The sequence below is a fragment of the Thioalkalivibrio sp. K90mix genome (assembly GCF_000025545.1).
In the GTDB taxonomy this organism is placed as follows: domain Bacteria; phylum Pseudomonadota; class Gammaproteobacteria; order Ectothiorhodospirales; family Ectothiorhodospiraceae; genus Thioalkalivibrio.
This window is the reverse complement of the sequence record NC_013889.1, coordinates 769,349-795,865: the sequence shown is the minus strand read 5'-3', so window position 1 is coordinate 795,865 and position 26,517 is coordinate 769,349. Positions and strand designations below refer to the sequence as shown.

General features: G+C 65.5%; 23 protein-coding genes and 1 tRNA gene. All 24 read right to left on the bottom strand.

Annotated elements, in window-relative coordinates:
- Positions 1 to 417: 417 nt before the first annotated feature.
- The 24 genes from TK90_RS03725 to TK90_RS03610 all read right to left on the bottom strand — a co-directional run bounded on the left by TK90_RS03725 (position 418) and on the right by TK90_RS03610 (position 26,504).
- Positions 418 to 1,620, bottom strand: coding sequence for an aminotransferase class I/II-fold pyridoxal phosphate-dependent enzyme (locus TK90_RS03725; protein WP_012982152.1), 1,203 nt, complete (start codon positions 1,618 to 1,620; stop codon positions 418 to 420).
- Positions 1,607 to 3,061, bottom strand: coding sequence for a ribosome biogenesis GTPase Der (gene der, locus TK90_RS03720; RefSeq protein WP_012982151.1), 1,455 nt, complete (start codon positions 3,059 to 3,061; stop codon positions 1,607 to 1,609). The genes TK90_RS03725 and der overlap by 14 nt, the downstream gene beginning before the upstream one ends.
- A gap of 50 nt (positions 3,062 to 3,111) precedes the next feature.
- The gene (gene bamB, locus TK90_RS03715; RefSeq protein ID WP_012982150.1) at positions 3,112 to 4,302 is read right to left on the bottom strand and encodes an outer membrane protein assembly factor BamB; all 1,191 of its coding nucleotides are present in this window, start codon (positions 4,300 to 4,302) and stop codon (positions 3,112 to 3,114) included.
- Between the two features lie 15 nt (positions 4,303 to 4,317).
- Positions 4,318 to 4,932, bottom strand: coding sequence for a tetratricopeptide repeat protein (locus TK90_RS03710; protein WP_012982149.1), 615 nt, complete (start codon positions 4,930 to 4,932; stop codon positions 4,318 to 4,320).
- A 43-nt stretch (positions 4,933 to 4,975) separates the two neighbouring features.
- Entirely contained in the window at positions 4,976 to 6,259 is a 1,284-nt protein-coding gene (hisS, locus tag TK90_RS03705; RefSeq protein ID WP_012982148.1) for a histidine--tRNA ligase, read from the bottom strand.
- 57 nt (positions 6,260 to 6,316) lie between these two features.
- Entirely contained in the window at positions 6,317 to 7,531 is a 1,215-nt protein-coding gene (locus TK90_RS03700) for a RodZ domain-containing protein (protein ID WP_012982147.1), read from the bottom strand.
- Positions 7,521 to 8,291 carry a type IV pilus biogenesis/stability protein PilW gene (gene pilW / locus TK90_RS03695; RefSeq protein WP_012982146.1) on the bottom strand — a complete coding sequence of 257 codons (771 nt, stop codon included), beginning with the start codon at positions 8,289 to 8,291 and terminating at the stop codon, positions 7,521 to 7,523. The genes TK90_RS03700 and pilW overlap by 11 nt, the downstream gene beginning before the upstream one ends.
- Complete coding sequence (rlmN, locus tag TK90_RS03690) at positions 8,291 to 9,424, bottom strand: 23S rRNA (adenine(2503)-C(2))-methyltransferase RlmN (RefSeq protein WP_012982145.1); 1,134 nt, start codon at positions 9,422 to 9,424, stop codon at positions 8,291 to 8,293. The genes pilW and rlmN overlap by 1 nt, the downstream gene beginning before the upstream one ends.
- A 143-nt stretch (positions 9,425 to 9,567) precedes the next feature.
- Positions 9,568 to 9,999 (bottom strand): nucleoside-diphosphate kinase, encoded by a 432-nt coding sequence (ndk, locus tag TK90_RS03685; protein ID WP_012982144.1) that lies wholly within the window; start codon positions 9,997 to 9,999, stop codon positions 9,568 to 9,570.
- 152 nt (positions 10,000 to 10,151) lie between these two features.
- Positions 10,152 to 10,775 carry a class I SAM-dependent methyltransferase gene (locus TK90_RS03680; RefSeq protein ID WP_012982143.1) on the bottom strand — a complete coding sequence of 208 codons (624 nt, stop codon included), beginning with the start codon at positions 10,773 to 10,775 and terminating at the stop codon, positions 10,152 to 10,154.
- Positions 10,776 to 10,840: 65 nt separating this feature from the next.
- Positions 10,841 to 12,928 (bottom strand): polyribonucleotide nucleotidyltransferase, encoded by a 2,088-nt coding sequence (gene pnp, locus TK90_RS03675; protein ID WP_012982142.1) that lies wholly within the window; start codon positions 12,926 to 12,928, stop codon positions 10,841 to 10,843.
- Positions 12,929 to 13,053: 125 nt separating this feature from the next.
- A complete protein-coding gene (gene rpsO / locus TK90_RS03670) occupies positions 13,054 to 13,323 on the bottom strand; it encodes a 30S ribosomal protein S15 (protein WP_012982141.1) in 270 nt (89 codons plus the stop codon).
- Between the two features lie 111 nt (positions 13,324 to 13,434).
- Positions 13,435 to 14,394 carry a tRNA pseudouridine(55) synthase TruB gene (gene truB, locus TK90_RS03665; RefSeq protein WP_012982140.1) on the bottom strand — a complete coding sequence of 320 codons (960 nt, stop codon included), beginning with the start codon at positions 14,392 to 14,394 and terminating at the stop codon, positions 13,435 to 13,437.
- An 18-nt stretch (positions 14,395 to 14,412) separates the two neighbouring features.
- Positions 14,413 to 14,856: a 30S ribosome-binding factor RbfA gene (gene rbfA, locus TK90_RS03660; protein WP_012982139.1), complete on the bottom strand. Its 444-nt coding sequence runs from the start codon at positions 14,854 to 14,856 to the stop codon at positions 14,413 to 14,415.
- Positions 14,856 to 17,594: a translation initiation factor IF-2 gene (infB, locus tag TK90_RS03655; protein ID WP_012982138.1), complete on the bottom strand. Its 2,739-nt coding sequence runs from the start codon at positions 17,592 to 17,594 to the stop codon at positions 14,856 to 14,858. The genes rbfA and infB overlap by 1 nt, the downstream gene beginning before the upstream one ends.
- Positions 17,595 to 17,674: 80 nt before the next feature.
- A complete protein-coding gene (nusA, locus tag TK90_RS03650; protein WP_012982137.1) occupies positions 17,675 to 19,162 on the bottom strand; it encodes a transcription termination factor NusA in 1,488 nt (495 codons plus the stop codon).
- 59 nt (positions 19,163 to 19,221) lie between these two features.
- Positions 19,222 to 19,677 (bottom strand): ribosome maturation factor RimP, encoded by a 456-nt coding sequence (gene rimP, locus TK90_RS03645; protein ID WP_012982136.1) that lies wholly within the window; start codon positions 19,675 to 19,677, stop codon positions 19,222 to 19,224.
- Positions 19,678 to 19,878: 201 nt separating this feature from the next.
- Positions 19,879 to 19,955: transfer RNA gene (locus TK90_RS03640), tRNA-Met, on the bottom strand.
- Positions 19,956 to 20,055: 100 nt separating this feature from the next.
- Positions 20,056 to 20,400 (bottom strand): DUF2818 family protein, encoded by a 345-nt coding sequence (locus tag TK90_RS03635; protein ID WP_012982135.1) that lies wholly within the window; start codon positions 20,398 to 20,400, stop codon positions 20,056 to 20,058.
- Between the two features lie 3 nt (positions 20,401 to 20,403).
- Complete coding sequence (gene nuoN / locus TK90_RS03630; protein WP_012982134.1) at positions 20,404 to 21,852, bottom strand: NADH-quinone oxidoreductase subunit NuoN; 1,449 nt, start codon at positions 21,850 to 21,852, stop codon at positions 20,404 to 20,406.
- 13 nt (positions 21,853 to 21,865) lie between these two features.
- Complete coding sequence (locus tag TK90_RS03625; RefSeq protein WP_012982133.1) at positions 21,866 to 23,380, bottom strand: NADH-quinone oxidoreductase subunit M; 1,515 nt, start codon at positions 23,378 to 23,380, stop codon at positions 21,866 to 21,868.
- Between the two features lie 52 nt (positions 23,381 to 23,432).
- Positions 23,433 to 25,436, bottom strand: a complete 2,004-nt coding sequence (gene nuoL / locus TK90_RS03620; protein ID WP_012982132.1) for an NADH-quinone oxidoreductase subunit L — start codon at positions 25,434 to 25,436, stop codon at positions 23,433 to 23,435.
- 6 nt (positions 25,437 to 25,442) lie between these two features.
- Complete coding sequence (gene nuoK / locus TK90_RS03615) at positions 25,443 to 25,748, bottom strand: NADH-quinone oxidoreductase subunit NuoK (protein WP_012982131.1); 306 nt, start codon at positions 25,746 to 25,748, stop codon at positions 25,443 to 25,445.
- Between the two features lie 102 nt (positions 25,749 to 25,850).
- Complete coding sequence (locus TK90_RS03610; RefSeq protein ID WP_012982130.1) at positions 25,851 to 26,504, bottom strand: NADH-quinone oxidoreductase subunit J; 654 nt, start codon at positions 26,502 to 26,504, stop codon at positions 25,851 to 25,853.
- Positions 26,505 to 26,517 lie beyond the last annotated feature (13 nt).

Sequence of the window (26,517 nt, the reverse complement as noted above, 5' to 3'; positions counted from 1 at the left end):
GCGGGCGCCAGGCCCCATCGTAGGATGTGATGAGCGCAGCGAATCGCATCAGGGTTTCTCCGGCGTCGGAACGGTGCGTTTCGCTGCGCTCAACGCACCCTACAGCTCGGGGCTTAGGACAGGTGCGGGAACACCGGCGGTTTTTGACCTTCCCTCCCGATATGAGCCCCTTGTGGAGGGCGTGACAGGCCGGGAGAAGGCGCTGACTGTCTGAGCGAAGCGAGTTTCAGCGCCGCCGGCCTGGCGCGGCCGGAGCAAGGTTCCCGGGCGAATCCCGGGCGTGTTTCTTGGATACTTCTTTGCACAAGCAAAGAAGTAACTCGGGGTGCGCTGGCGAAACAGCGCTTGGCAGGCGGCAAGACGAAGCCACCGTAAACACCGGGTGCCGAACCAGGGCCAGCCTCAAACAGGTGAGTGTCAGGCGAGGAGCGACGCGAGGCGGTCCAGTGCTTCGCGCAGGCGTGACTCGCGCTGGGTGTAGGCGATGCGCAGGTAGCGCTTGCCCGCGCTGGGGCTGAAGTCCGTGCCCGGCGTCAGGGCCACGCCTGCCTCGTCGAGGATGCGCGCGCAAAGCGCCTCGGAGTCGTCCCCGTGTGCCGTGCAGTCGGCGTAGATGTAGAACGCCCCATCGGGGCGGGCCTGAACCTCGAGGCCCAGCGCCGGCAGGGCCTCCAGCAGCACGTCACGCCGCGTCTGCAGTTCGCGCACCTGGCGTTGCAGGATCTCCTCGGTCTCGGGGGCGAAGGCCTCGACCGCGGCCGTCTGCGCCATGCTGGCCGGGGCCACGAAGAGATTCTGGGCGATCCTGCGAACCGGGTCGATCCACATCTGTGGGACCACCATCCACCCCAGCCGCCAGCCGGTCATCGCGAAGTACTTGGAAAAGCTGTTGATCACGATGACATCGGGGTGGAAGGCCGCGGCACTGCGCTGCGGCTCGTCGAACAGGATCTGGCCATAGATCTCGTCCACGATTACCAGACCGCCCCGCGCGCGCACGACGTCCACGATGGCGGCCAGACGATCGCCGGACAACCGGGTACCGGTGGGATTCGCGGGTGAACCGAGCAGGATGGCCCGGGTTCGCTCGCCCCAGGCCTGCGCTACTGCCTCGGCAGTCGGCTGGAAGGCGTGCTTGGCGGCCACCGGCAGCCCGACCGGGACCGCCCCGCGCGCCGCGACAAACTGACGGTTACAGGCATAGCCCGGGTCGGGGAGCAGCACTTCCTCACCGGGGTTCACTCCGGCGGCCAGCGCCAGCAGGATCGCGGCAGAGGCCCCCGCCGTGATCACGACGCGCTCGGGGTCGATCTCGGCCTGATGGCGACGGCGGTAGTCGGCCGCGATGGCCTCGCGCAGCTCGCGGGTACCATGCGCCGGGGTATAGCGGGTATCCCCGGCCGCCAGCGCAAGCTCCCCGGCGCGCAGCACCGCGGGGGGCGTGGGAAAGTCCGGTTCACCCACCTCCAGGTGGATGATATCGCGCCCGGCACGCTCGGCCGCCTGGGCGCGCGCCAGGATATCCATCACCCGGAAGGGCTCGACCGCTCGGCCGAACGCGGACAGCGCAGGGGCACTCGGCCCCTCCAGTGATGCCCGGCTCGGATCAGCGGCGGACATGGCGCATCATGCGCTTTCGTTTGCGCTGCTGGCGCGGCGTGAGGGTATTGCGGCGACCGGCATACGGGTTGCGGCCCGAGCGAAACTCCATGCGCAGCGGTGTACCCACCAGCCCCAGATGCTTGCGGAAGAAGTTCTCCAGGAAACGCTTGTAGCTGCCCGGCAGGGCATCGGTCTGGTTGCCATGGATCACGATGACCGGGGGATTCTGCCCGCCCTGATGGGCGTAGCGCAGCTTGATGCGGCGACCGCTGACCAGCGGTGGAGCATGCTCGGCGACGGCACTCTCCAGCAAGCGGGTCAGCTCGGGGGTCGAGACCTTGGCGAACGCACTGGTATGGGCCTCCTGCACATCTTCGAGCAGGTGCCCCACATTGGTGCCATGCAGGGCGGAGATCAGCCGCAGCCGGGCAAAATTGACGAAGCCGAGGCGCCGGTCCAAGTCGTCGCGCACCCGCTCGCGTTCCTCCGGCGCCATACCGTCCCACTTGTTCACCGCGAGCACCAGCGCGCGACCGGAGTCGATCACCAGGCCCAGCAGGTGAGCATCCTGCTCCGAAAGCCCGGCCTGGGCATCCATCACCAGGATCACGACATGCGCGGCCTCGATCGCCTGCAGCGTCTTGATCACGCTGAACTTCTCGATGACCTCGTGTACACGCGCCCGGCGCCGCACCCCCGCCGTATCGATCAGGGTGTAATCCTGCCCATCGCGCGAGAACGGGACAAAGATGGAATCACGAGTGGTACCGGCGACATCCGTGGCCACCACGCGCTCGTCGCCGAGGATGCGATTGACCAGCGTGGATTTGCCGACATTCGGGCGCCCGACAATGGCCACGCGGATGCCCGGCCAGTCGTCCAGCGCGGCCTGCTGCGAGGCCTCGTCCAGTCCGTCCTCCGCGGCCTCCTCCGCTGCACCCTCGGCTGCTTCGGCCTCGCGCCGCTCGGCGGCCACGGCCCGCCGGACCTTCTGCATCAGGCCCTTGATGCCACGACCATGGGCTGCGGCAATCGACGTGATCTCGCCCATGCCCAGGGTATAGAACTCGGCGCTCACGGCGTCGGCATCCAGGCCGTCGGTCTTGTTCACCACGACCCGGGCCTTGACCCCGGCCGAACGCAACTGGTCGGCGATCGCCTGGTCCTGCGGCGTCAGGCCATCGCGCGCATCCACCAGGAACAGGACATGGTCCGCCTCCGCGACGGCCCGCTGGGTCTGCTCGGCCATCGCCCGGTCCATCTCGGCACCCTCGCCCGACAGACCACCGGTATCCACCACCAGGTAGGGGAAGTCGCCCACCTTGCCGATGCCGTACTGGCGATCGCGGGTCAGGCCGGCGACATCGGCCACCAGCGCATCACGCGAGCGCGTGAGCTGATTGAACAGGGTCGACTTGCCGACATTGGGCCGGCCGACCAGGGCAATGACAGGGATCATGAGGCAACGCTACCGCAACAGCTGGATCCGGGGGTACGTGCCAGCGACGCTCATTCCCCGGAGTCCAGACGCGGATTGACCGCGGTGAGCCGACCGTTGTCGGTCACCACGTAGAGGATGTCGTCCACCAGCACGGGGCGGGTCACGACCGCGCCGGAGCTCGCCCGCAGACGCGCCACGATGCGCCCGTCCTCGAGGTGGAACCAGTGCAGATAGCCTTCGTAGTCGCCGACGATGGCGTAATCACCCACCACGACCGGGGCCGTGACGCCGCGCAGGCGCAGCTGCTCGCTCTGCCAGAGATCGGCGCCATTGCGCGGATCCAGCCCCCACAGGTGGCTCTCGGCATCGGTGACCGCGAGGACGTTCGCCTCGTTCGTCACATCCCCACCCTGATAGGACGAGAAGTCGCGGGCCCAGAAGATTTCGCCGGAATTCAGGTCGATGGCGGCCAGACGCCCCTGATAGCCGGATGCGATCGCCGCACCCTGATAGATCGGCATATAACCGTCGACATCGACCATGCGCTCCACCTCCGAGCGGCCGGTCGGGATGCCGAGCGTCGTCTCCCACAGTACGTTGCCGCGCTCCCGCCCGAGCATTACCACACGCCCGTTATCGAAGCCGGTAAGTACGCGCCCGGCCGTCATCTGGGGTCGATGCGCACCGCGCAGGCTCAGCGAGGGCGTGGTCCGCAGCGCGGTCCACTGCGTGGCGCCGGAGGCCGCATCCAGGGCATGCACGCGACCATCGTTGGTGCGCGCAATCACAACACCCGAGGCGACGTCCGAAATCGCCACGACCTCGCTGGACAGACGCGAGCGCCAACGCTCGCCATCACCCTGCAGATCCACCGCGATAGCCTCGCCATCCAGAGTGCCGACCACCGCGATCTCGTCGCCCACACCAACACCCGCCGACACCCGGGCGTCGTCCAGGCGTACGCGCCAGCGCTGGCTCCCGGTTTCCGGATTCAGCCCGGAGACGCGGCCATCGGCATCGACCATCACCAGCATGTCGTCGACCACCCCCGGATAGACCTGCCAGAGGAAGCGCTCACCGCCGCTCCCGACCGAGCGCGACCACAGCTGCTCCGGCTGCGCCTCCGCCTCGAATTCGGGCAGATCGGCCGGGGGCTCCGTGGTATCGCGTTGCCACAGGCCGCAGGCACTCAGCGACAGCATGAGCGCACCGGCAATCAGCAGGCGCACGGCACTCTTCGTCGGGACAGGCACGGACATGGGGATATCGATCCTTTAGGCGGAGAGCTCTTCGTACTTCAGGCTCAGGTATTCGGGTGTATGGCCATGATCAAGCGCTTCGCGATAGCGCTCGCGAGCCAGGTCGCGATCCCCGCGCGCCCGCGCGAGGTCGCCTTCCAGCTCCAGGCGCAGGCCACGAAACGCATCGCGGCGCACGTCGCCAAGGGCCGATTCGGCATTGTCATACTGCTCCGCCAGGATCATCTGCCGCGCCATGCGCAGGGTGAGCAGTTCGCGGTAACCCCGATCCGGCGCGGCGTCACGCGCCGAGCGCAGGGCCTCGATCGCGGCCTCGTGGTCGCCCTCGGAAACCGCCAGATCCGCACGGAAGATCCAGGCCAGCGAGCGATACGGCGTACCGCGGCCCTGCTCGATCAGCTGGTCGGCCAGCTCCATCGCACGGGCATTGTTGCCAGTCTGCGCCGCGCCCTGCATGGCGATATACATGTCGGAAGCGCCGGCCGCACGCTCCTCCTGGTGGCCACTCCACCAGTTCCAGCCAATCAGGCCGCCAATGCCCAGCACCAGGCCGGCAATGATGGCAACGGCATTATCCGACCACCACTGTTTGATGCGTTCGGCTTTTTCTTCGTCGGTGAGGTAGCTCATCGTCCTCTTGATCCTTCGGTTTCGGTACGCGCCTTTACGTTCGTCAGGCGGCGGAGGCGTGCAGGGCCTGTTCCAGATGGCGCGCGAGTTCCTCGCGCGGTACGGCACTTTGTTCGGCTCCGGGCGATCTTAACGGCTTCACCGTCACGGTGCCCGCGGCATGTTCGTCAGTTCCGAGCACGAGGGCAAAATGGGCGCCCAGCCGATCCGCTCGTTTCATCTGCGACTTGAAGCTGCCGCCCCCGCAGTGCTGGACCAGCCGCAGCCCGGGCAGTTCGCTGCGCAGCCGCTCGGCCAGCTCCAGCGCGGGACCCACCAGCTCGTCACCGCCCACGACCAGGTAGGCATCTGGCCCCGGCGGCTGCGGTGCGTCTTCCCGGGCCTCCAGCAGCGCGACCAGGCGCTCCAGCCCCATGGCCATGCCAATGGCCGGGGTGCCACGCCCCCCCAGCTGTTCCACCAGGCCGTCATAGCGCCCGCCGGCGCAGACCGTGCCCTGAGCCCCGAGGTCGTCGGTAATCCACTCGAACACGGTGTGCGTATAGTAGTCCAGACCGCGCACCAGCCGCGGGTTATGGACGTACGCGATACCCAGTGCATCCAGGTGCGCGCGCAGGCTGTCAAAATGCGTGCGCGACTCGGCATCCAGGTGGTCCATCAGGCTCGGCGCGTTCGCCACCACGGCACGTGTCTCCGGGTGCTTGCTGTCCAGGATGCGCATCGGGTTGTCGTGCAGCCGTCGCAACGCCTCCTCGTCCAGCGAATCCCGATGCTGCTCAAAATAGGCGATCAGCTGGTCCCGGTACCGGACGCGGCTGGCCGGCGTGCCCAGGGTATTCAGCTCGAGACGCACATTCTCCAGGCCCAGCAGCTTCCAGAGCCGGGCGGTCATGGCAATCATCTCGGCGTCCACATCGGGGCCCGGCAGCCCGAACACCTCCACACCGACCTGGTGAAACTGCCGGTAGCGACCCTTTTGCGGGCGCTCGTGCCGGAACATCGGACCCAGATACCAGAGCCGCTGGACCTGGTTGTGCAGCAGGCCGTGCTGGATCCCGGCGCGCACGCAGGAGGCGGTGCCCTCGGGCCGCAGGCTCAGGCTGTCGCCATTGCGGTCCTCGAAGGTGTACATCTCCTTTTCGACGATGTCCGTGACATCGCCGATGGAGCGCTTGAACAGCTCCGTCGCCTCGACCACCGGCATCCGGATTTCCTGATAGCCGTAGCCATCCAGAAGGCCGCGCAGACGGTCTTCCAGGTGCTGCCAGACGTGGATCGACTCGGGCAGGATGTCGTGCATCCCGCGGATGGATTTGATCGCTTTCATGTTGCCTTTGTGGACTCGGGACCGGCCTGCCCAGGGCGCATGGCCGGCGTCGAAAGATCAGGGTTCGAGGTCGAAGCGCGCGGTGCGGTCACTCCGGACATGAGTCTCGAAATCGAAGGACTCTCCATCCAGGGTCAGTTCGACGCCCCGGGCATTCCCCAGGACCACACGTCCGGGAAGCGTGAGTTCCAATTCCTCACGGTCGCCGCTGCTCAGCACGCCGGTGAGAACGACCTCGTCGTCGGCGTTGCGAATCTCGACCCAGGACGTCTCGGTGACGTCCAGCACCAGTCGGTACACGCCATCGCGACCGGCCTCTCCACCATTCGGCTCGGCGCCATCCTCTTCCGGGTCCGGCACCGCGCGGGCACCACCGGTCAATAGCGCCATCTCCGATACCGGGCCGGAGCCCGACGACTCGACCGTATCTTCCGAGGCCGTATCCTCGGGGGCGGTATCGTCGGCCGCCGTATCCTCTGTGGGCATCGGCTCGGTCAGCGTATCCATCGCGGGTTCCGAATCCCGTTCCGCCTCGGTCTCGCTGGCCTCGCCATCGGTCTCCGCAGCCACCGGTGCCTCGGGCTCGGGTTCCGCTTCCTCGACCAACGCCGGCGGCGCACTCAATTCATCATGCGGCGCGCGGTCAACGGCACCCTCGGACGGGGCACTGCGATCGTCTTCCAGCCAGCCCAGTGACGGGAATGACGGCGTACCACCGCCACGCTCCGTCCACGCGTAAACGCCCAGCCCCAGCAACGCCAGCACTAGCAAAAAAGCCAGCCAGTACGGCGCACTGGAACGTCGCCGCCTCTTGCTCCGGGCCGAGGCCGTGGCCACCGCCCGCAGCTCCGGCTCGGTCAGGCCATGGCCCTCGAAGGCGCGCAGCCAGGGATCGGCGTTCACCCCCAACTCGCGCGCGCAGGCCCGCAGATAGCCCCGTACATACGCCGGGGCCATGTGGTCGAACCGGTTCGCCTCCAGGTCTTCCAGCGTCCCGCGACCGAGGTGGATCCGGTGTGCCAGGGTGGCGGTATCCAGACCGGCGGCCTCGCGCGCACGGCGCAAACTGTTGCCGGGCTCTCCCTCCCCACCCTCGGGGTCCGGAGGCGGAGGCTGATCCCGGGTCGTCAGACCACTCGCGGCGGGAAACTCCGGCGCGGCATGCGGATCATCGTCCGTGGTACGCAGCGACTCCATCTCGGAGACGGAATCATCGACTTCGTCGACCCGGCCCAGGCCCGGTTCCTTGTCATCACGCGGCTCAGCCACCATTGCGCTCCATGTCTTCCAGGCGGACCAGCTCCATGCTGTCCGGGTACTGACGCCGCAGGCGTTCCGCGCAGTCGTTCGCCGCACGCCGGTTCCCGAGCGCCAATTCCGCCCGATAGCAGAGGAACAGCGTCTCGGAACTTTCCACACCCAGTCCTTCCAGGCGTTGCAGGAACGCCCTTGTCTGCATCGGGCGGTCGTCTTCGTAGGTCAGACTTGCCATTTCCAGGAGGGCACGCGGGTACTGCGGGTTGATCCGCAGCGCCTCGCGCAGCTTCTCCTCGGCGCGTTCCGTCTGTCCGGCATCGGCAAAGCAGACACCGGAGTTCATCAACGCAATCTCGCGCTGGTCGTAATCGGGATTGTCGATCGCCCTGGCAAACAGCTCCTGCGCCTCGTCGAAGGCCTCGCGCCGGCACAGCAGGGCCCCGAGGCTGGTCTGCACATAGGGGTTGCCATCGTCCCGACGCAGTGCCCGGCGGTAGTGCTCTTCCGCTCGGTCAAGCGCACCCCGGCGCTCGTAGACATTGGCCATGCCCAGATTGGCGAGCGGATGGCCAGGATCGAATTCCAGCGCCCGCTTAAGATTGCGTTCGGCCTGGTCAACCTCTCCCTCGCGCAAATACCCGATGCCCAGCTCGGCATTGACCTCCGCGGCCTCTGCGCGCTCGCCGGTGACCTCGCGTTCGGCCATCGCCGCGCATCCTCCGAGGGCCAGCCCCAGCAGTATCACGACGGCCGGGCGCCCCCAGCGCAGTCCCATCAAGAGGCCCTCCGCGGCCGCTCAGGCAGTTCGGCGTGCAGACGAATCATGCGCATCCCCCGGTTGGTACGGTCTTCCACCTGCCCCACCAGCTGTCCGCAGGCCGCGTCGATGTCATCGCCGCGCGTACGCCGCACGGTGGTCACATAACCCGCCTTCTGCAGCTGACGCTCGAAACGCTCGATATCCCCTTCCGCAGGGCGGTCGAAGGGCGCCCCGGGAAACGGATTGAACGGGATCAGATTGATCTTGCCCGGGATGCCCCGCAGCACGCCGGCCAGCTGATTGGCATGTTCGGGGCGGTCATTCACGCCGGCCAGCAGCACGTACTCGAAAGTGACACCGCTGTGGGCTCCCGTCGCCTCGACATAGCGCCGGCAGCTCTCCATCAGGCGCGCGATCGGATACTTGCGGTTGATCGGGACCAGACGGTCGCGCAGCTCGTCGTTCGGGGCATGCAGGCTTACCGCCAGGGCAACATCAGTGTGCTCGCTGAGGCGATCCAGCGCCGGTACCAGCCCGGAGGTCGACAGTGTCACTCGCCGACGACTCAGGCCGTAGGCGTTGTCGTCGGTCATCAACTGGCAGGCCGCGACCACGGCATCGTAGTTGGCCAGGGGCTCGCCCATGCCCATCAACACCACATTGCTGACCGCGCGCTGGCGGCCCTCCGGTGCCGGCAGGCGCTGCATCGCCAGCCAGACCTGGCCGATGATCTCGGCGGCCGTCAGGTTGCGATTAAAGCCCTGCTGGGCAGTCGAACAGAAGGTACAGTCCAGCGCACAGCCGACCTGCGAAGAGATGCACAGGGTGCCGCGTCCGGATTCGGGAATGAAGACGGTCTCGATCGCGTTGCCATCCGCCAGCCGCAGCACCCATTTCACGGTGCCATCACCGGAGGCCTTCTCCAGGGCGATCTCGGGCAGGGCAATCTCGGTTTCGCGCGCCAGGCGCTCGCGCAGTGTGCGCGAGACATCCGTCATCGCGTCGAAGTCGGTGACGCCGCGCTGATGCATCCACTTGACGAGCTGGGTGGCACGAAAACGCGGCTCACCCCACTGCGCCAGCAGCTCGGTGAGCTGACTGCGGCTGTAACCCAGCAGATTCAGAGGTGTAGACGTTTCGGCTGCCATGCTCGCGACCGGTTGAACAACATCCCCTAGTGTACTGTGCAAGGGGGATGCCTGCCTACGGGGCCCGGCGAGACCCGCGAAAGACCCCGTAGCAGGAAGAAAGGACGCCGCCGCAACGGACCGCGCCCTTCCCCGACCGGTGCTTAGCGGGTACGCGGGCAGACGCCGTCGTTGCCGAAGAAGAACTCGATCTCGCGCGCAGCGGTTTCCGCGGCGTCCGAGCCGTGGACGGCGTTCTCGTCGATCGAGGTCGCGAAGTCCGCACGGATCGTGCCGGGGGCCGCTTCCTTCGGGTTGGTCGCACCCATGATTTCGCGGTTCTTGGCGATCGCGCCCTCGCCTTCGAGCACCTGCACCATCACCGGACCCGAGATCATGAATTCCACCAGATCGTTAAAGAACGGGCGCTCCTTGTGCACGTCGTAGAAGCCTTCGGCCTGTTCGCGGCTCAGCTGCATCATGCGCGCGGCCACGATCTGCAGGCCGGCTTTTTCGAAGCGGCTGTAGATCTCGCCGATCACATTCTTGGCAACGGCATCCGGCTTGATAATGGACAGGGTACGTTCTGCGGCCATGTTGGCTCTCCTGACTAAGGTTGACTAAACGGGGGCTATCCTGCGTCGCAAACGCGAGAACCCGCCAGACGGCGGGCTTCGGGCAGGCACAGCGTGCGGCGCGTAGTGTAGGCAAACTCGCGCCCGCATGCACGCGGGCCAGACCGCCCGTATCAGACGTGCGCGGGCTTGCGGAACTCCACCTGCTTCCAGTATCCGAACAGGCTGGCCGGGGCCACCATCGCCGGTTCCTGTCCGGTCACATTCACGAAGTCCTCGAACTCCATGTCCGGTCGAAAGCCGACCGCGCGCGACAACGGCCGCAGGCAGCGCTCGAACCCGCGCAGCAGCCACTGCCTTGAAGCGAAGTGGTTGATCACCAGGATCTGCCCGCCCGGACGGCAAACGCGCCACATCTCGGCAAACAGCCGATCGGGGTTGGGCACCACGGTGGCGACATACATCGCCACCACCGCATCAAAGCTGCCGTCGGCGAACGCCAGTTGCTCGGCGTCCATCTCGCACAGGCCGGAGACCGCGGGCAGGCCGCCATTCAGACGGCCCCGTGCGACATCCAGCATCTCGCGCGAGACGTCGATCCCGACGATCTCACAGTCGTCCGGATAGTCCGGCAGCGAGAGCCCGGTGCCTACACCCACCTCGAGTATGCGCTTGCCGGACAGCGGCGCCAGGGTCTCCTGCGCGCGCTCGCGACCGGTCGCGAATACCCGCCCAAAGGTAGCGTCGTAGTGGCGGGCGTAGCGCTTGTAGCTCTTGCGGATACTGACCAGATCCATGCCGTTACGTCCCGGATACCGATAGCCGGGCACCCGAGGGTGCCCGCTGCGTGACGGAGCCCAGATCAGGCCTCGGACTCGACCGCTTTCATGCTCAGGCGGATGCGCCCCTGCTTGTCTACTTCCAGCACCTTCACGGTGACCGAGTCGCCCTCGGACAGGAAGTCCGCCACGTTCTCCACCCGCTCGTCGGAGATCTGCGAGATGTGCACCAGGCCATCACGACCCGGCAGGATCGAGACGAACGCCCCGAAGTCCATGATCTTCGCGACCTTGCCGGTGTACTGACGGCCGACCTCGATGTCGGCAGTCAGCTCCTCGATACGGCGCTTGGCTTCGAGGCCCGCGGCCTGGTCAGTGGAGGCAACCTTCACCGTGCCATCGTCCTGGATGTCGATCGTCGCGCCGGTCTCCTCGGTCAGGGCACGAATCGTCGCCCCGCCCTTGCCGATCACGTCGCGGATCTTGTCCGGGTTGATCTTCATGGTGATAAAGCGCGGCGCGTGCGAAGACATCTCCTCGCGGTGGCTCGGCAGCACTTCGTTCATGCAGCCAAGGATGTGCATCCGGCCCTCGCGCGCCTGCGCCAGCGCCTGCTCCATGATCTCGCGGGTGATCCCGTCGATCTTGATGTCCATCTGAAGGGCGGTCACGCCGTTGGTCGTGCCGGCCACCTTGAAGTCCATGTCACCGAGGTGATCCTCGTCGCCCAGGATGTCCGACAGCACGGCGAAGCGGTCGCCTTCCTTGATCAGGCCCATCGCGATCCCCGCGACCGGGGCCTTCAGCGGAACGCCCGCATCCATCAGCGCGAGCGAGGTCCCGCAGACGGACGCCATGGAGCTGGACCCATTGGACTCGGTGATCTCGGAGACCACGCGCACCACGTAGGGGAACTCTTCGGCCTTCGGCATCACGGCCGCCACGCCACGCTTGGCCAGGCGCCCGTGCCCGATCTCGCGGCGCTTGGGCGAGCCCACGAAGCCGGTCTCGCCCGTGCAGTAGGGCGGGAAATTGTAATGCAACATGAAACGGTCACGCCGCTCACCCTCGATCGCGTCAATCACCTGGGCATCGCGATCCGTGCCCAACGTGGCCACGACCAGCGCCTGGGTCTCGCCACGGGTAAACACCGCCGAGCCGTGCGTGCGCGGAAGCACGCTGGTCTGGACGCTGATCGGGCGTACGGTCTTGTTGTCGCGCCCGTCGATACGCGGGTTACCATCCAGAATGCGGTCACGTACCAGGCGGTACTCGAGATCGTGGAACGCCGTCTTCACGTCTTCCGCGCTCGGCCCGGACTCGTCTTCGCTGGCGATCGCCTCGACAGCCTGGCTGCGCAGTTCGCTGATGCGCTGGGTACGCGCCTGTTTCTCGGCGATCTGGTAGGCCTCAACGAGGTCGCTGCCCACGGCCTCCTTAACGCGGTCTTCCAGCGACGCCTCGGACGGCGGCGCCTGCCAGTCCCAGGCCGGCTTGCCGGCCTCGGCCGCCAGTTCCTTGATCGCCTGGATCGCGGCCTGCATCTGCTCGTGGCCGAACATCACCGCCCCCAGCATCGCCTCCTCGGAGAGTTCACTGGCCTCCGATTCGACCATCAGCACGGCATGCTCGGTGCCCGCCACGACCAGGTCGAGATCGGAGTCTTCCAGGGCGCTGTAGGTCGGGTTCAGCAGGTACTCGCCGGCCCGATAGCCGACGCGCGCGGCGCCGATCGGGCCCGCGAACGGGACACCGGACAGCGCCAGTGCGGCCGAGGCGCCCAGCAGAGCGGGGATGTCGGGATCGACATCGGGGTTGATCGACATGACCGTGGCCACGATCTGGGTCTCGTTCTTGAAACCCTCGGGGAACAGAGGGCGGATCGGACGATCGATCAGGCGCGAGGTCAGCGTTTCCTTCTCGTTCGGACGCCCTTCGCGCTTGAAGAATCCACCCGGGATCTTGCCGGCGGCGTAAGTCCGTTCCTGATAGTTCACGGTCAGCGGGAAGAAGTCGCGACCGGGCTCGGCCTCCTTGCGCGCGACGGCGGTCACCAGGACCACGGTCTCGGCCATGTTGACGAGGACGGCGCCACTGGCCTGGCGGGCGATGTCACCGGTCTCGAAGGTGACGGTATGGTTTCCGTACTGGAACGACTTCTTGTGTGCCACGTTATATCCCGTTTCCCGTAATGCGTGCATCGGTCTTGCTTGCGATGGGCCGGCCAGCGCCCCTGCGTGGCCGCCCCTGAAACTGAACGGGCCCGCACCAGTGGCGCGGGCCCGTTGTGCCTGCCTTAGCGGCGCAGGCCAAGCTCCTGAACCAGGGCCTGATAGCGGTCCTGGTCATTGCGCTTGAGATAGGTCAGCAGCTTGCGCCGCTGGCTGACCATCTTCAGCAGCCCGCGACGCGAGTGGTGATCCTGCTTGTGCTTTTCGAAATGCCCCATCAGATGCTGGATGCGGGCCGTCAGCAGCGCGACCTGTACTTCCGGCGAACCGGTGTCATTGGCATCGCGCTTGTGCTTCTCGACGATGGCCGATTTTTCTTCGGTAGTGAGCGACATGAAAACCTGACTCCTGAGATTTCTTGACCGTTAATCGACCAGTGGCGCTGGCGATAGGCGCGCAATGTTAGCACGACACAAAGGCATTGAATAGGAAGAATCCCGGCCCCTTCAGGGGGCCGGGACAAACAGCCGGCGTGGCCGCACCCGGCCGTCCGGTTCGCGCGCACCGACCGCCAGAAAACCACCCTCGGCGTCATACACCCGGACCAGCGGCCAGCCGCTTTCGGCCTCGACCGGCGCGCCTTCCGTACCCGGGGTCCGGGATTCGATCGCCTCGGGATCCGCTGGGTGACCATGGCGCATGGCCGCGCTGGCCTGGGCATTGAGGGACACCGAAGGCCAGTGTCCCAGTGCCGTTTCCGGGGCCTGCAGCATGGCCTCGATCGCGGCCGCACCCCCCGCCTCGAATGCGGCTTCCACCTGCTCCATCGTCACCATCGCGGCGGCCTCGAACGGGCCGTGGCCGATGCGCCGCAGGCTGTCGACCGCCGCCCCGCAACCCAGTGCATGCCCGATGTCGACCACCAGGGAACGCACATAGGTGCCCTTGCTGCAGCGCACGTCGATACGCAGCCGCTCGGGCGCGATGGCTTCGATGGACAGGGCATGGATCTGCACGGGCCGCGGGGGGCGCTCGACCTCCACGCCCCGGCGCGCCAACTCATAGAGCCGCTGGCCATCGTGCTTAAGGGCCGAGACCATCGGCGGCACCTGCTCCTGCGCCCCGCTGAACTGCTGTTCCAGCGCCCGCAGCCGCTCCGGCTCGATGGCCGGCACCGGCGCCTCGCGGATGATCGCGCCATCGAGATCGGCGCTGTCGGTCTCGACCCCCAGCTGCGCCTCGGCGACATAGTGCTTGTCAGCGTCCAACAGCCAGCCCGAGACCTTGGTCGCCTGCCCGAAGCACAGTGGCAAAAGGCCGGTCGCCCGTGGGTCCAGCGCCCCGGTGTGGCCGGCCTTCCTGGCCTGCAACAGATACTTCACGCGCCCCAGGACCTGGGTAGAACTCGGCCCGCGGGGCTTATCCAGCAGCAGAATACCGTCGACCTCGCGACGTGCGCGCGCCATCAAGGGAACCGGCCGGGATCAGGCCTCGCGGCCCGGGTCCTTCGGGTCCTCGGACTCGCCCTGATCACCGCTGTCGGACCCATCCGGGTCGGCGTGATGCGCACGATCCTCGGCCAAGGCCTGATCGATCAGGGAGGACATGCGAGCCCCACGCTCCGGGGTGTCGTCGTAGACAAACCGCAGCTGGGGCACGCTGCGCAGCCGCATGCGCTGACCCAGTGCACGGCGCAAAAACCCGGCCGCGTGATTCAGCCCCTGCTGCGCCTCGCGGCCCTTCTCCTCGCCACCCAGTTGGGTAAAAAACACCTTGGCATGGGCGAGATCCCGCGAGACCTCGACATCCGCCAGCGTGATCATTCCCACGCGCGGGTCCTTGACCTCCAGACGGATCAGCTCCGCCAGCTCGCGCTGGATCTGATCCCCGACCCGGTCGGAACGGTGGAAGTCGCGATTCCCGGGCATCAGAGGCTCCGAGCCACCTCGACGCGCTGGAAGACCTCGATCTGGTCACCGGCCTTCACGTCGTTGTAGTTCTTCACCGCGATACCGCACTCGGTACCGGCCTTGACCTCGTTCACATCGTCCTTGAAGCGACGCAGGCTCTCCAGCTCGCCCTCGTAGATCACCACGTTGTCGCGCAGCACGCGGATCGGGTTGCCCCGCTTGACCGCACCCTCGACCACGAGACAGCCGGCGACCTGGCCAAAGCCGGAGGCCTTGAACACGTCACGCACCTCGGCCAGGCCCACGACCTCTTCGCGGATCTCGGCCGACAGCAGGCCCGACAGCGCTTGCTTCACATCGTCGATCGCCTCGTAGATCACCGAGTAGTAGCGCACGTCGATCTCGTTCTCGGCGGCCAGGCGCTTGGCACCCGCATCGGCACGCACATTGAACGCGATCACGATCGCCTCGGAGGCCATCGCCAGATTGAGGTCGGACTCGGAGATCCCGCCGACACCGGCGGAGACCACCTTCACGCGGACCTCGTCGGTGGACAGCTTGATCAGCGACTCGCGCAGGGCCTCGGCCGACCCTTGCACATCCGCCTTGATCAGGATGTTTACGGTCGCAATCTCGCCTTCCTGCATCTGGTTGAAGATGTTCTCCAGCTTGGCGGCCTGTTGCGCGGCCAGCTTGCGCTCGCGCTGCTTGGCGTCGCGGTGCTCGGCGACCTCGCGGGCGGTCTTGTCGTCCGCAACCACCAGCACCTCGTCCCCGGCCTCCGGTACACCGGACAGACCCAGGACCTCGACCGGCATGGACGGGCCGATCTCCTTCACCGACTTGCCGGTGTCGTCGAACATCGCTCGTACGCGACCGTATTCCTTGCCCGAGAGCAGGATGTCGCCATGCTTGAGTCGGCCGGACTGGACCAGGATGGTCGCCACCGGGCCCCGCCCCTTGTCCAGGCGCGACTCGATCACCACGCCACGGGCCGGGCCCTCGTCCGGGGCCTTCAGTTCCATCACCTCGGCCTGCAGACCCAGGGCCTCCAGCAACTGGTCGATGCCCTCGCCCGTATGCGCAGAGACATTGATGAACTGCGTATCTCCGCCCCAGGCCTCGGGGATCACCTCGTGCTGGGCGAGATCGTTCATCACGCGCTCGGGTTCGGCCTCCGGTTTGTCGATCTTGTTAACCGCGACCACCATCGGGACGCCTGCCGCTTTCGCGTGCTGGATTGCCTCCAGCGTCTGCGGCATCACGCCGTCATCCGCTGCCACTACGAGGATCACGATGTCGGTGGACTGGGCACCACGGGCACGCATCGCGGTAAACGCAGCATGCCCCGGGGTATCCAGGAAGGTCACGCCGTCGTGGCCGTTGTCGACGTGGTAGGCACCGATGTGCTGAGTAATACCCCCGGCCTCGCCGGATGCGACCTTCTCCTTGCGGATGTAGTCCAGCAGCGAGGTCTTGCCGTGGTCGACATGACCCATCACGGTGACGACCGGCGGGCGCGGCTTGGCCTCGGCCGTCTGCTCCAGACCGGTGTCGATCTCGTCCTCGACCGAGGTCTCCTTCGCGGCGACCGGCGTATGCCCCATCTCCTCGACCACCAGCATCGCGGTGTCCTGGTCGATCGACTGGTTGATGGTCGCCATCACGCCCATACCCATCAGGGCCTTGATCAGCTGTGGCGCCTTGATCGCCATCGCCTGAGCCAGTTCGGAGACCGTGATCGTCTCCGGCACCTCGACCTCGCGGACAACCGGCGCGGTCGGCTTGGCAAAACCATGTTTGCTGGCAACGGCCTGCGCGGCGGCGGACTGCGCCTTGCGGCCCTCGCCCTTCTTGCGCCGACCACGACGATCCCCAGCGACATGCAGCTCTTTGCGGTCGTCCTTGCGCGTCTTGCGGCCTTTGCCCGCGCCGGCCGCGGTCTTGCCCGCTTCGGCCTCGGCGGCGGCCTGACGCTGGGCCGCCTCGCGCTCGAGGCGTGCCTGTTCTTCTTTCTCGCGCTTGGCCTCCTGGGCCTCCAGTTCCTTCTGGCGGCGTTTCTGGCGCTCGCCGCGCTCGACCTCTTCCTGCTTGCGCGCCTCCAGCGCCTTGCGCTGGGCATCGCGTTCGGCCTCGACCTGCAAGGCCAACTGTTCGGTCCGGCTCAGCGGGCGCTTCGGCTTGGCCGGGGTCGGCTCGGGCTCGGCTTCGGGCTCAGCCTCGGGTTCCGGTGCTTCGGCCTCTTCGCTGGCCTCCGCCTCAACCGGTTCTTCCGCAGCAGCCTCGACTTCCGGGGCGGCGGGTTCCTCAACCTCGGGTTCCTCCGGCTTGGGCTCCTCGGCCACCGGCTCGGCCGGGGCTTCCTTCGGAGTCGGGGCCGGTTCGGCGCTCGGCTCGGGGGTCGGCGCGGCTTCGCCCTCGAGCGGGGCTTCGGGCGGGGCCTCGACGGCTTCCTCGGCTGGCTTGCGCTTGATGGTGCGCTTCTTGCGCACCTCTACATTCACCGTCTTGGAGCGTCCGGGACCCGAGCTCACCTTCAGGGTCTGAGCCTGGGCACGGCGCTTGAGCGTCACCCGGCCGCCCTCACTCTCCCCGTGCGACTGCCGGAGGTGATCGAGCAGCTTGCGCTTCTCGGCATCGGTGATGGCCGCTTCCGGGCCATCCACCTCGACGCCCGCCTCCTTGAGCTGCTCCATGAGGCGGTCTACCGGCTTCCCAACCGATTCCGCGAATTGCTGCACTGTCATTTGCGCCATGGCGCCTTACCTCCATTCCATATTCTTTTCAGGCCAGCCGACGGCCTGTCACACGGGCTTCGCGATTCTTCGTCCGGGGGTTATTCCCCGGTTTCAAACCACGGGGCGCGCGCCGTCATAATCAGCTCGGACGCCTCTTCCGTGCTCAATCCGGTCATTTCGACCACGTCGTCGGCTGCCTGCTCCGCGAGGTCTTCCATGGTGCAGACACCATGCGAGGCCAGCTTGTTGGCCACGCCCTGGGTCATACCGTCCATGCTCAGCAGATCCTCGGCAGGCTGGTAGTTTTCGCCGCCCGCGATCGCGCGGGTCAGCAGGGCGTCGCTGGCACGGTTGCGCAGCTCGGCCACGATGTCCTCGTCGAACTCCTCGATCGCCAGCAGTTCGGCCTCGTCGACATAGGCCACCTCGTCCAGCGTGCTGAACCCTTCCTGCACCAGGATGCCGGCCACTTCCTCGTCCACATCCAGCGCCTCCATGAAGAAGGTCACCAGCTGCTGGGCCTCGGCCTCGCTCTTCTCGGCTGCCTGTTCCTCGGTCATCACGTTCAGCTCCCAGCCGGTCAGCTGGGAGGCCAGGCGGATATTCTGCCCGCCGCGGCCGATGGCCAGGGAGAGTTTGTCTTCTTCGACCGCGATGTCCATCGACTGCTTGTCCTCGTCGACCACGATCGACAGGACCTCGGCCGGGGACATCGCGTTGATCACGAACTGGGCCGGATTCTCGTCCCAGACGATGATGTCGATGCGCTCGCCCGCCAACTCGTTGGACACCGACTGCACACGCGAACCGCGCATGCCGACGCAGGCACCGACCGGGTCCAGGCGCGGGTCGTTGGAGCGCACCGCGATCTTCGCACGCTGGCCCGGATCACGCGCCGCCCCCATGATGTCGATGATCTCCTGCCCGACCTCCGGCACCTCGAGCTTGAACAGTTCGATCAGGAACTCCGGCGCGCTACGGCTCAGGATCAACTGCGGCCCACGCGCGTCGGGCCGGATCTCCTTGAGATAGCCGCGCAGGCGGTCATTGGTGCGCACGGTCTCGCGCGGGATCATGTGTTCGCGCGGGATCAGGGCCTCGGCGTTGTTGCCAAGATCGACGTAGGTGCCGTTGCGGTCGGTGCGCTTGACGATACCCATCACCAGCGTTCCCACGCGGTCCTGGTACTCCTCGACCACCTTGGCGCGCTCGGCCTCGCGCACCTTCTGCACGATCACCTGCTTCGCAGTCTGCGCGGCGATACGGCCGAAATCCACGGCCTCCACCGGCTCCTCGATCACGTCACCGACCTGCGCATCGGGGTTTTTCTGCTGCGCGTAGGAGAGCAGGATCTGGTACTCCGGGGACTCGAACTCGGGGTCCTCGTCATCGACCACGGTCCAGCGACGGAAGGCCTCGTAGTCACCTTCCTCACGGTCGATGCTCACGCGCACGTCCATCTTGCCGCCATGGTACTTGCGGGTCGCCATGGCCAATGCCGATTCCAGGGCATCGAAAATAATGTCTTTGTCGACACCCTTCTCGTTCGCCACGGCATCCGCGACCAGCAGGATCTCCTTGTTCATCTCTTGTCTCTCCGCACCTCGGCGGTTACCCGCCGATTCAACAAAAACCGCGCGCCGGCCTACAGCTGTTCCAGGACCCGCGCATTGTGGATAGCGTTCAACGGCAGCTCGTAGCCCGTGCCGTCGACCTCGACTTCGATCATCTCCTCGTCCACGCCAATCAGCGTGCCGCGGTAGTTCCGCCGCCCGTGTTCCGGCCAGCTCAGGCGTACCTTCACCGGGTGGCCGATATAGCCCCGGTACTGATCGGGCGTGAACAGCGGCCGCTCGATACCCGGACTGGAGACCTCCAGGGTGTAATTGCCGCGCAGGGCCTGTTCAACCTCGAGCACCGCACCGGCCTGTTCGCTCACCAGCGCGCAGTCATCCACCGTCACCCCTTCCGGACTGTCGATGTAGATGCGCAGCATCACAGGCTTGGAACCGGGGTGGTACTCCAGCCCCCAGAACACAAACCCCTGCCCCTCGACCACCGGGGCCAGCAGTGTCTTCAATTGTTCGGGCTTTTCCGCCACGTGACTCCACTCGGAACGATTGACGAACCGGCCCTTTCCGGGGTCCGGAAACAAAAAAAGGGCGATAAACGCCCCTCGAACACCTCAGCGATGACCGCAGCCAGTCGTACTGACTGCTTGGCGCGCGGGAGCGCAGCCCGGCAAGACCGTCACAACGGACCTGCCTAACAAAAAGGCCCCATATGGGGCCTCTCTGAAAATTGGTAGCGGGGGCAGGATTTGAACCTGCGACCTTCGGGTTATGAGCCCGACGAGCTGCCAGACTGCTCCACCCCGCATCCGAGACGCGAAACTATAGCAAAGAGGGTTGAGCCCTGCAAGGAAAAGCGCGAGATTTTTCCCGACCCGGAGGCCCCTCGCGCAGCCGCGCCGATTCCCTTACCGCGAGCGGTGTGCACGAGTCCGCAGGTGCTGCCGGAGATCATAGCGCCAGATGTACCCGGGCAGCGCGAAGACCGCGAACAGCGACAGGGTGATCACATAGAACTCCCATCCCTGCGTATGGATGCCGCCGGTGGCCTGAAACTCCAGGCCCTTTCCGATCAGGCCTACCAGCAGATAAAGCCCGGCCCATTCGAAGATACGGGTCCAGGGACCCTTCACGCCACTGGCCGGCGGCACCATCAGGCCGATGCGCTCGGTGAGCCAGGGCAGGTTCGCCGAGATAAAGGCGACAACGACAAAACCCCAGACCAGAACTTCAAACGGAATCCACTGTGTCACGACTTAGCCCATGATTGCGTAGTGGGTGACAGACAACAGCAGGCCCGGAAAAATTCCAAGAAGCAGCACTGCCAGCCCGTTAATGCTGAGCGCGGCGGCAAGCGCGCCAGAAGGCTGAATCGGCTCCTTTGCGTCTTCCTGCGGGTCATCGAAGAACATCATCTTGACCACGCGCAGGTAGTAGAAGGCGCCAATGATCGAGAAGATCACGGCAACAATCGCCAGCCAGACCAGATCCGCACCCACCGCGGCCTGGATCACCGCGAGCTTCGCGTAGAAGCCGACCGTCGGCGGAACACCTGCCATCGAAAACAGCAGCAGCAGCATGATGAACGCGAACCACGGGTTGCGCTTGGCCAGGCCCTTGAAGTCATCGATCTGGTCCGCCTCATAGCCCTTGCGCGACAGGAACACGATCATGCCGAAGCCACCGGCCGCGGTGATCGCGTAGACGATCACGTAGAACATCGCCGAGGCGTAGCCGCTGTCGGTCCCGGCCAGGATGCCCATGAACACGAAGCCGACATGGGCGATGGTCGAGTAGGCCAGCATGCGCTTGATGCTGGTCTGCGCAATCGCGATCACGTTCCCCACCGCCAGCGACAGCACGGCCAGGATCACGAACATGCCCTGCCAGTCGGCATGCATCGGACCCATGCCCTCCACCAGCAGGCGCATCAGGAAGGCAAACGCGGCGATCTTCGGCGCAGTCGCGATGAATAGCGTGACCGCCGTCGGGGCGCCGTCGTAGACGTCCGGCACCCACATGTGGAACGGCACCGCCCCCAGCTTGAACGCGATCGCGACCACCAGGAACACCAGACCAAAGACCAGCGGGATGTTGAGGCTCTCGTCCGCGGCCGTCAGCTCGGCGGCAATGACCGCGATATCCAGCGAGCCGGTCATGCCGTAGATCATGGACATGCCGTAGAGCAGCAGACCGGAGGCCAGCGCGCCCAGCACGAAGTACTTCATCGCCGCCTCGGTCGCGCGGGTGTTGTCGCGCCAGAACGCAACCAGCGCATAGGACGACAGCGACAGCAGCTCCAGACCCAGGTACAGCGTCAGCAGGTTATGCCCGGAGATCATGATCATCATCCCGAGCACGGCGAACAGGCCCAGGATGTAGAACTCGCCCTTGTGGATCCCGCGTTCCATCAGGTACGGACGCGCATACAGGAACACCAGGAAGCTGGTCACGTAGACCGCGACCTTCAGGATGTCCGCCATCGGATCCTTCACGAAGCTGTCCGAGAAGGTCAGCACCGTCTCCGGACCCATCATCCACAGGGTCAGACCGGCGGCCGCGACCAGGGTCGCCTGCACCAGGCCGTAGGTGATGTCGCGCCGCGAATCCGGCAGGAACGCGTCGATCACCAGGATCAGGCACGCCATTCCGAGCACGAACATCTCGGGCACGGCGGGTAGGAAGTTGGGGATCTCGAAAGTCATGTCAGGCGTCCGTTCAGAGCTTCGAGTGCGCGATATGCGCCACGAGGTGGTCGATGGTCGCGTTCATCACATCCAGCAGCGGCGCCGGCCACACACCCAGCAGCAGGGTGAAGAAGGCCAGCACGCCCATCAGGAAGAACTCGCGGCGGTTCATGTCGGACAGACCAGCCACGTTGTCGTTGGCCACCGCACCGAAGATCACGCGCTTGACCAGCCACAGGGTGTAGCCGGCGGCCAGGATCAGCGTGGTCGCGGCCAGGAAGGCAATCCAGAAGTCCGCCTTGAACGCCGCCAGGATGACCATGAACTCGCCGACGAAGCCGGAGGTGCCCGGCAGGCCAGTGTTCGCCATCGCGAACAGCACAAAGAACGCGGCAAACCAGGGCATGGTGTTCACCACACCACCGTAGTCCGAGATCTGCCGGCTGTGCAGACGGTCGTACAGCACGCCGACCGCGAGGAACATCGCCGCCGAGATAAAGCCGTGCGAGATCATCTGCACCATGCCGCCGGCGATACCCAGCGAGGCGCCTTCCCAGTCACCGGTATTGCGGTAGATGTAGAACGCGAGGAAGAAGCCCAGGGTCACAAAACCCATGTGCGCGATCGACGAATAGGCGATCAGCTTCTTCATGTCGCTCTGGATCAGCGCCACCAGGCCGATGTACACGATCGCGATCAGCGACAGCACGATCATCAGCGTATCCAGCACCGCCGAGGCATCCGGGGTAATCGGCAGCGAAAAGCGCAGGAAGCCGTAGCCGCCGATCTTCAGCATGATCGCGGCCAGGATCACCGAGCCGCCGGTAGGCGCCTCGACGTGCGCATCCGGCAGCCAGGTATGCACCGGGAACATCGGGATCTTCACCGCGAACGCCATGAAGAAGGCGAGGAAGATCAATATCTGCGCGGTCATGCCGATCTGCAGGGCATGGAAGTCCTGGATCAGGAAGCTGCCGGACTGGATGTACATCCAGATCAGCGCGACCAGCATGAACACCGAACCCAGGAAGGTATAGAGGAAGAACTTGATGGTCGCATAGACGCGCCGCGGCCCGCCCCAGATCCCGATCACCAGAAACATCGGAATCAGCATCGCCTCGAAGAACACGTAGAACAGCACCGCGTCCATCGCCGCAAACATGCCGATCATCAGGCCTTCCATCACCAGCATCGCCGACATGTAGTAGGCGATCCGATCCTTCACCGACTCCCAGGCGGCAATGATCACGATTACGGTGATCAGCGTGGTCAGCAGGATCAGCGGCATGGAGATCCCGTCCACGCCCAGGTGGTAGTTCACGTTGAACGCGGGGATCCACGAGGCCAGTTCCTGGAACTGCATCTCCGCGGTGCCACGTTCGAACGCGAACCACAGCGGCAGACTGGCCACAAAGGTCGCGACGGCCACCGCGAGCCCGAGCCGCCGCGCCACATGGGGCGCATCGCGCCCGGCGGCAAGCACCAGGAAGCCGCCGAGAATCGGCAGCCAGATCAACAGACTCAAGATAGGCCAGTCAGCAAACATGGTCGTTCCTTGAAACAGCGATGGGCTTCGAGCGCATGGGTGTCGAAGCCGCTCAGATCACGAAGGCGAACATCAGGACCAGCAGGCCGATGATCATCACGAACGCGTAGTGGTAGAGGAAGCCGGACTGCATGTGGCGGATGCGCGCCGAGATCCAGCCCACCGAGCGCGCGGTGCCATTGACCAGCAGCCCGTCGATGATCAGCGCATCACCATAGCGCCACAGCGCACGGCCCAGACGGACGGTCCCGCCTGCGAAGAACCAGTCGTTGAAGCGGTCGAAGCCGTACTTGTCCTCAAGGACGCGCACACCCAGCTTCAGGCGTTCTGCGATCACCGCAGGCAGTTCCGGGCGCTTCATGTACAGGTACCAGGCCGTCGCCAGGCCGGCCATCGCCAGCCAGAACGCCGGCAGCATCAGGCCGTGCAGCACGAAGCCGATCACCCCGGTGTAGGTCTCGCCCTTGGTCGCCAGCACGTCCTGCTCCGGCAGCACAAACAGGCTGTCGGCGAAGAAGTCCCCAAACAGCATCGGGCCAATGAAGTAGCCGGCCACCACCGACGGGATCGCCAGCAGGATCAAGGGCACCGTCACCACCCACGGTGATTCCTTGGGCTGCAGCGGGCCGTGGTCGTGATGGTGATCGTCGTCGTGGTCGTCACCGTGATCCGGCATGTACTTGTGCGCCTGGTCGTAGCGTTCCTCGCCGTGGAAGACGAGGAAGAACATGCGGAACGTGTACAGGGCGGTCACGAATACGCCCGCCAGCACCAGCCAGTAGGCAAACGTCGCCCCCGGGATCTCGGAGTAGCCGACCGCCTCGATGATCGCGTCCTTGGAGAAAAACCCGGAGAAGAACGGGAAACCGATCAGCGCCAGCGAGCCGATCAGCGCGGTCGCATAGGTGATCGGCATGTGCCGGCGCAAGCCACCCATCGCGCGCATATCCTGCAAATGGTGCATCGCGATGATCACCGAGCCCGCGGCCAGGAACAGCAGCGCCTTGAAGAAGGCGTGCGTCATCAGGTGGAACAGGCCGGCGGCGTAGGCCGAGGCGCCCAGGGCCACGGTCATGTAGCCCAGCTGCGACAGCGTGGAGTACGCCACCACTCGCTTGATGTCGTTCTGCACCAGGCCGATCAGGCCCATGAAGAACGCGGTGATCGCCCCGATGATCAGGATGAACGACAGCGCCGGGACCGAGAACTCGTACAGCGGCGACATGCGCGCCACCATGAAGATACCCGCGGTCACCATGGTCGCCGCGTGGATCAGTGCGGAGATCGGGGTCGGGCCCTCCATCGAATCCGGCAGCCAGACATGCAGCGGCACCTGGGCAGATTTGCCCATCGCGCCAATGAACAGGAAGATCAGCGCGAGATCCAGCAGGCCGAAGGTCCAGCCCGGCCAGATGGTTATGGTCGCCTCGCTCATCGACTGACCTTCGGCGAACACATCGGCGTAGTTCAGGCTGCCGGTGTAGAACACCAGCGCGGCGATCCCGATCAGGAACCCGAAGTCTCCCACCCGGTTGACGATGAACGCCTTCATGTTCGCGTAGATCGCGGTCGGGCGCTTGTACCAGAAGCCGATCAGCAGGTAGGAGACCAGGCCGACGGCCTCCCAGCCAAAGAACAACTGCATGAAGTTGTTCGCCATCACCAGCATCAGCATCGAGAAGGTGAACAGCGAGATGTAGGCGAAGAAACGCTGGTAGCCGGGGTCGTCCTGCATGTAGCCAATGGTGTAGATGTGCACCATCAGCGAGACGAAGGTGACGACCAGCATCATCATCGCGGTCAGGTTGTCGACCAGGAACCCGACCTCGAACTGGATGCCGTCGGAGACCATCCAGGTATAGACGGTCTCGTTGTAGACCCCGGCATCACCGAAGACGTGGGCCCAGAAGACCACCACCGACAGGATGAACGAGACCGCCACCCCGAGGATGGTGACGCTGTGCGCCCCGGTACGGCCGATCTGACGCCCGAACAGGCCGGCGATGATCGCGCCGAACAGCGGCGCCAGGACGATAAGTAGATAGATCGTATCCATGGCCCGTTATCCCTTCATTGCGTCCAGATCCTGGACGTTGATGGTTCCGCGATTACGGAACAGCAACACCAGGATGGCGAGGCCGATGGCCGCCTCGGCCGCGGCGACGGTCAGGATGAAGAACACGAACACTTGGCCCGCGAGGTCCTGAAGGAAGAACGAAAAGGCAATGAAATTGATGTTCACCGCGAGCAGCATCAGCTCGATGCACATCAACAGCACGATCACGTTTTTCCGGTTCAGGAAGATCCCGGCCACACTGATCGAAAACAACAGCGCGGCCAGCACCAGGTAGTGCTCTAGCGTAATCATGTTCTAGCCCTGAGTTCTTTCGGGGGCGCACCCGCCCCCGGTGTCCGGGTCCCGACCTCTGGCCGGAATGCCTAGTTACTCGGTTTGCCTATTTCCGGATTGCTATTTCGACGGGTCGTCCTGCTGCCCATCCGCATCGCCGCCCTGGGCACCACGACGCGGTGACTTCTTCTTCTCGGAGGCCATGGAGACCATGCGTACCCGGCCTTCGCGCGACACCGCCATCTGCTGGCCCGGGTCAATCGACTTGTTGTCCGGACGCTTGCGCATGGTCAGCGAGATCGCCGCGATGATCGCCACCAGCAGGATCACCGCCGCGATCTCGAACGGATAGACATATTCGGTGTAGAGGATCGCGCCCAGGGCCTCGGTGTTGGCATATTCCGGCCCCGCACGCTCCGGCACATCCATCGTGATGTAGCGGGTGATCACGGCCACCAGCACGGTGGCCATCGCGACCGCGACCACAATCCCCACCGGCAGGTATTCGGTGAACCCCTCGCGCAGCTTGGCCAGATTGATGTCGAGCATCATCACCACGAACAGGAACAGCACCATCACCGCCCCCACGTAGACGAGCACCAGCACGATGCCGAGGAACTCGGCCTCGGCCAGCAGCCAGACCGCGGCCGCCGCGACAAAGCACAGCACCAGAAACAGGGCCGCGTGCACCGGGTTGCGCACACTGATCATCGCCAGGGCGCCGCCCAGCAGGATCGCGCCGAAGAGATAGAAAAGGATCAACTCGAAGGTCATGGGGCGTTCCCTG

Coding starts and splice junctions, on each gene's coding strand:
- TK90_RS03725 (WP_012982152.1), bottom strand. CDS start 1,620: ATGTCCGCCGCTGATCCGAGCCGGGCATCACTGGAGGGGCCGAGTGCC.
- der (WP_012982151.1), bottom strand. CDS start 3,061: ATGATCCCTGTCATTGCCCTGGTCGGCCGGCCCAATGTCGGCAAGTCG.
- bamB (WP_012982150.1), bottom strand. CDS start 4,302: ATGTCCGTGCCTGTCCCGACGAAGAGTGCCGTGCGCCTGCTGATTGCC.
- TK90_RS03710 (WP_012982149.1), bottom strand. CDS start 4,932: ATGAGCTACCTCACCGACGAAGAAAAAGCCGAACGCATCAAACAGTGG.
- hisS (WP_012982148.1), bottom strand. CDS start 6,259: ATGAAAGCGATCAAATCCATCCGCGGGATGCACGACATCCTGCCCGAG.
- TK90_RS03700 (WP_012982147.1), bottom strand. CDS start 7,531: ATGGTGGCTGAGCCGCGTGATGACAAGGAACCGGGCCTGGGCCGGGTC.
- pilW (WP_012982146.1), bottom strand. CDS start 8,291: ATGGGACTGCGCTGGGGGCGCCCGGCCGTCGTGATACTGCTGGGGCTG.
- rlmN (WP_012982145.1), bottom strand. CDS start 9,424: ATGGCAGCCGAAACGTCTACACCTCTGAATCTGCTGGGTTACAGCCGC.
- ndk (WP_012982144.1), bottom strand. CDS start 9,999: ATGGCCGCAGAACGTACCCTGTCCATTATCAAGCCGGATGCCGTTGCC.
- TK90_RS03680 (WP_012982143.1), bottom strand. CDS start 10,775: ATGGATCTGGTCAGTATCCGCAAGAGCTACAAGCGCTACGCCCGCCAC.
- rpsO (WP_012982141.1), bottom strand. CDS start 13,323: ATGTCGCTCACTACCGAAGAAAAATCGGCCATCGTCGAGAAGCACAAG.
- truB (WP_012982140.1), bottom strand. CDS start 14,394: ATGGCGCGCGCACGTCGCGAGGTCGACGGTATTCTGCTGCTGGATAAG.
- rbfA (WP_012982139.1), bottom strand. CDS start 14,856: ATGCCCGGGAATCGCGACTTCCACCGTTCCGACCGGGTCGGGGATCAG.
- infB (WP_012982138.1), bottom strand. CDS start 17,594: ATGGCGCAAATGACAGTGCAGCAATTCGCGGAATCGGTTGGGAAGCCG.
- nusA (WP_012982137.1), bottom strand. CDS start 19,162: ATGAACAAGGAGATCCTGCTGGTCGCGGATGCCGTGGCGAACGAGAAG.
- nuoN (WP_012982134.1), bottom strand. CDS start 21,852: ATGACTTTCGAGATCCCCAACTTCCTACCCGCCGTGCCCGAGATGTTC.
- TK90_RS03625 (WP_012982133.1), bottom strand. CDS start 23,380: ATGTTTGCTGACTGGCCTATCTTGAGTCTGTTGATCTGGCTGCCGATT.
- nuoL (WP_012982132.1), bottom strand. CDS start 25,436: ATGGATACGATCTATCTACTTATCGTCCTGGCGCCGCTGTTCGGCGCG.
- nuoK (WP_012982131.1), bottom strand. CDS start 25,748: ATGATTACGCTAGAGCACTACCTGGTGCTGGCCGCGCTGTTGTTTTCG.
- TK90_RS03610 (WP_012982130.1), bottom strand. CDS start 26,504: ATGACCTTCGAGTTGATCCTTTTCTATCTCTTCGGCGCGATCCTGCTG.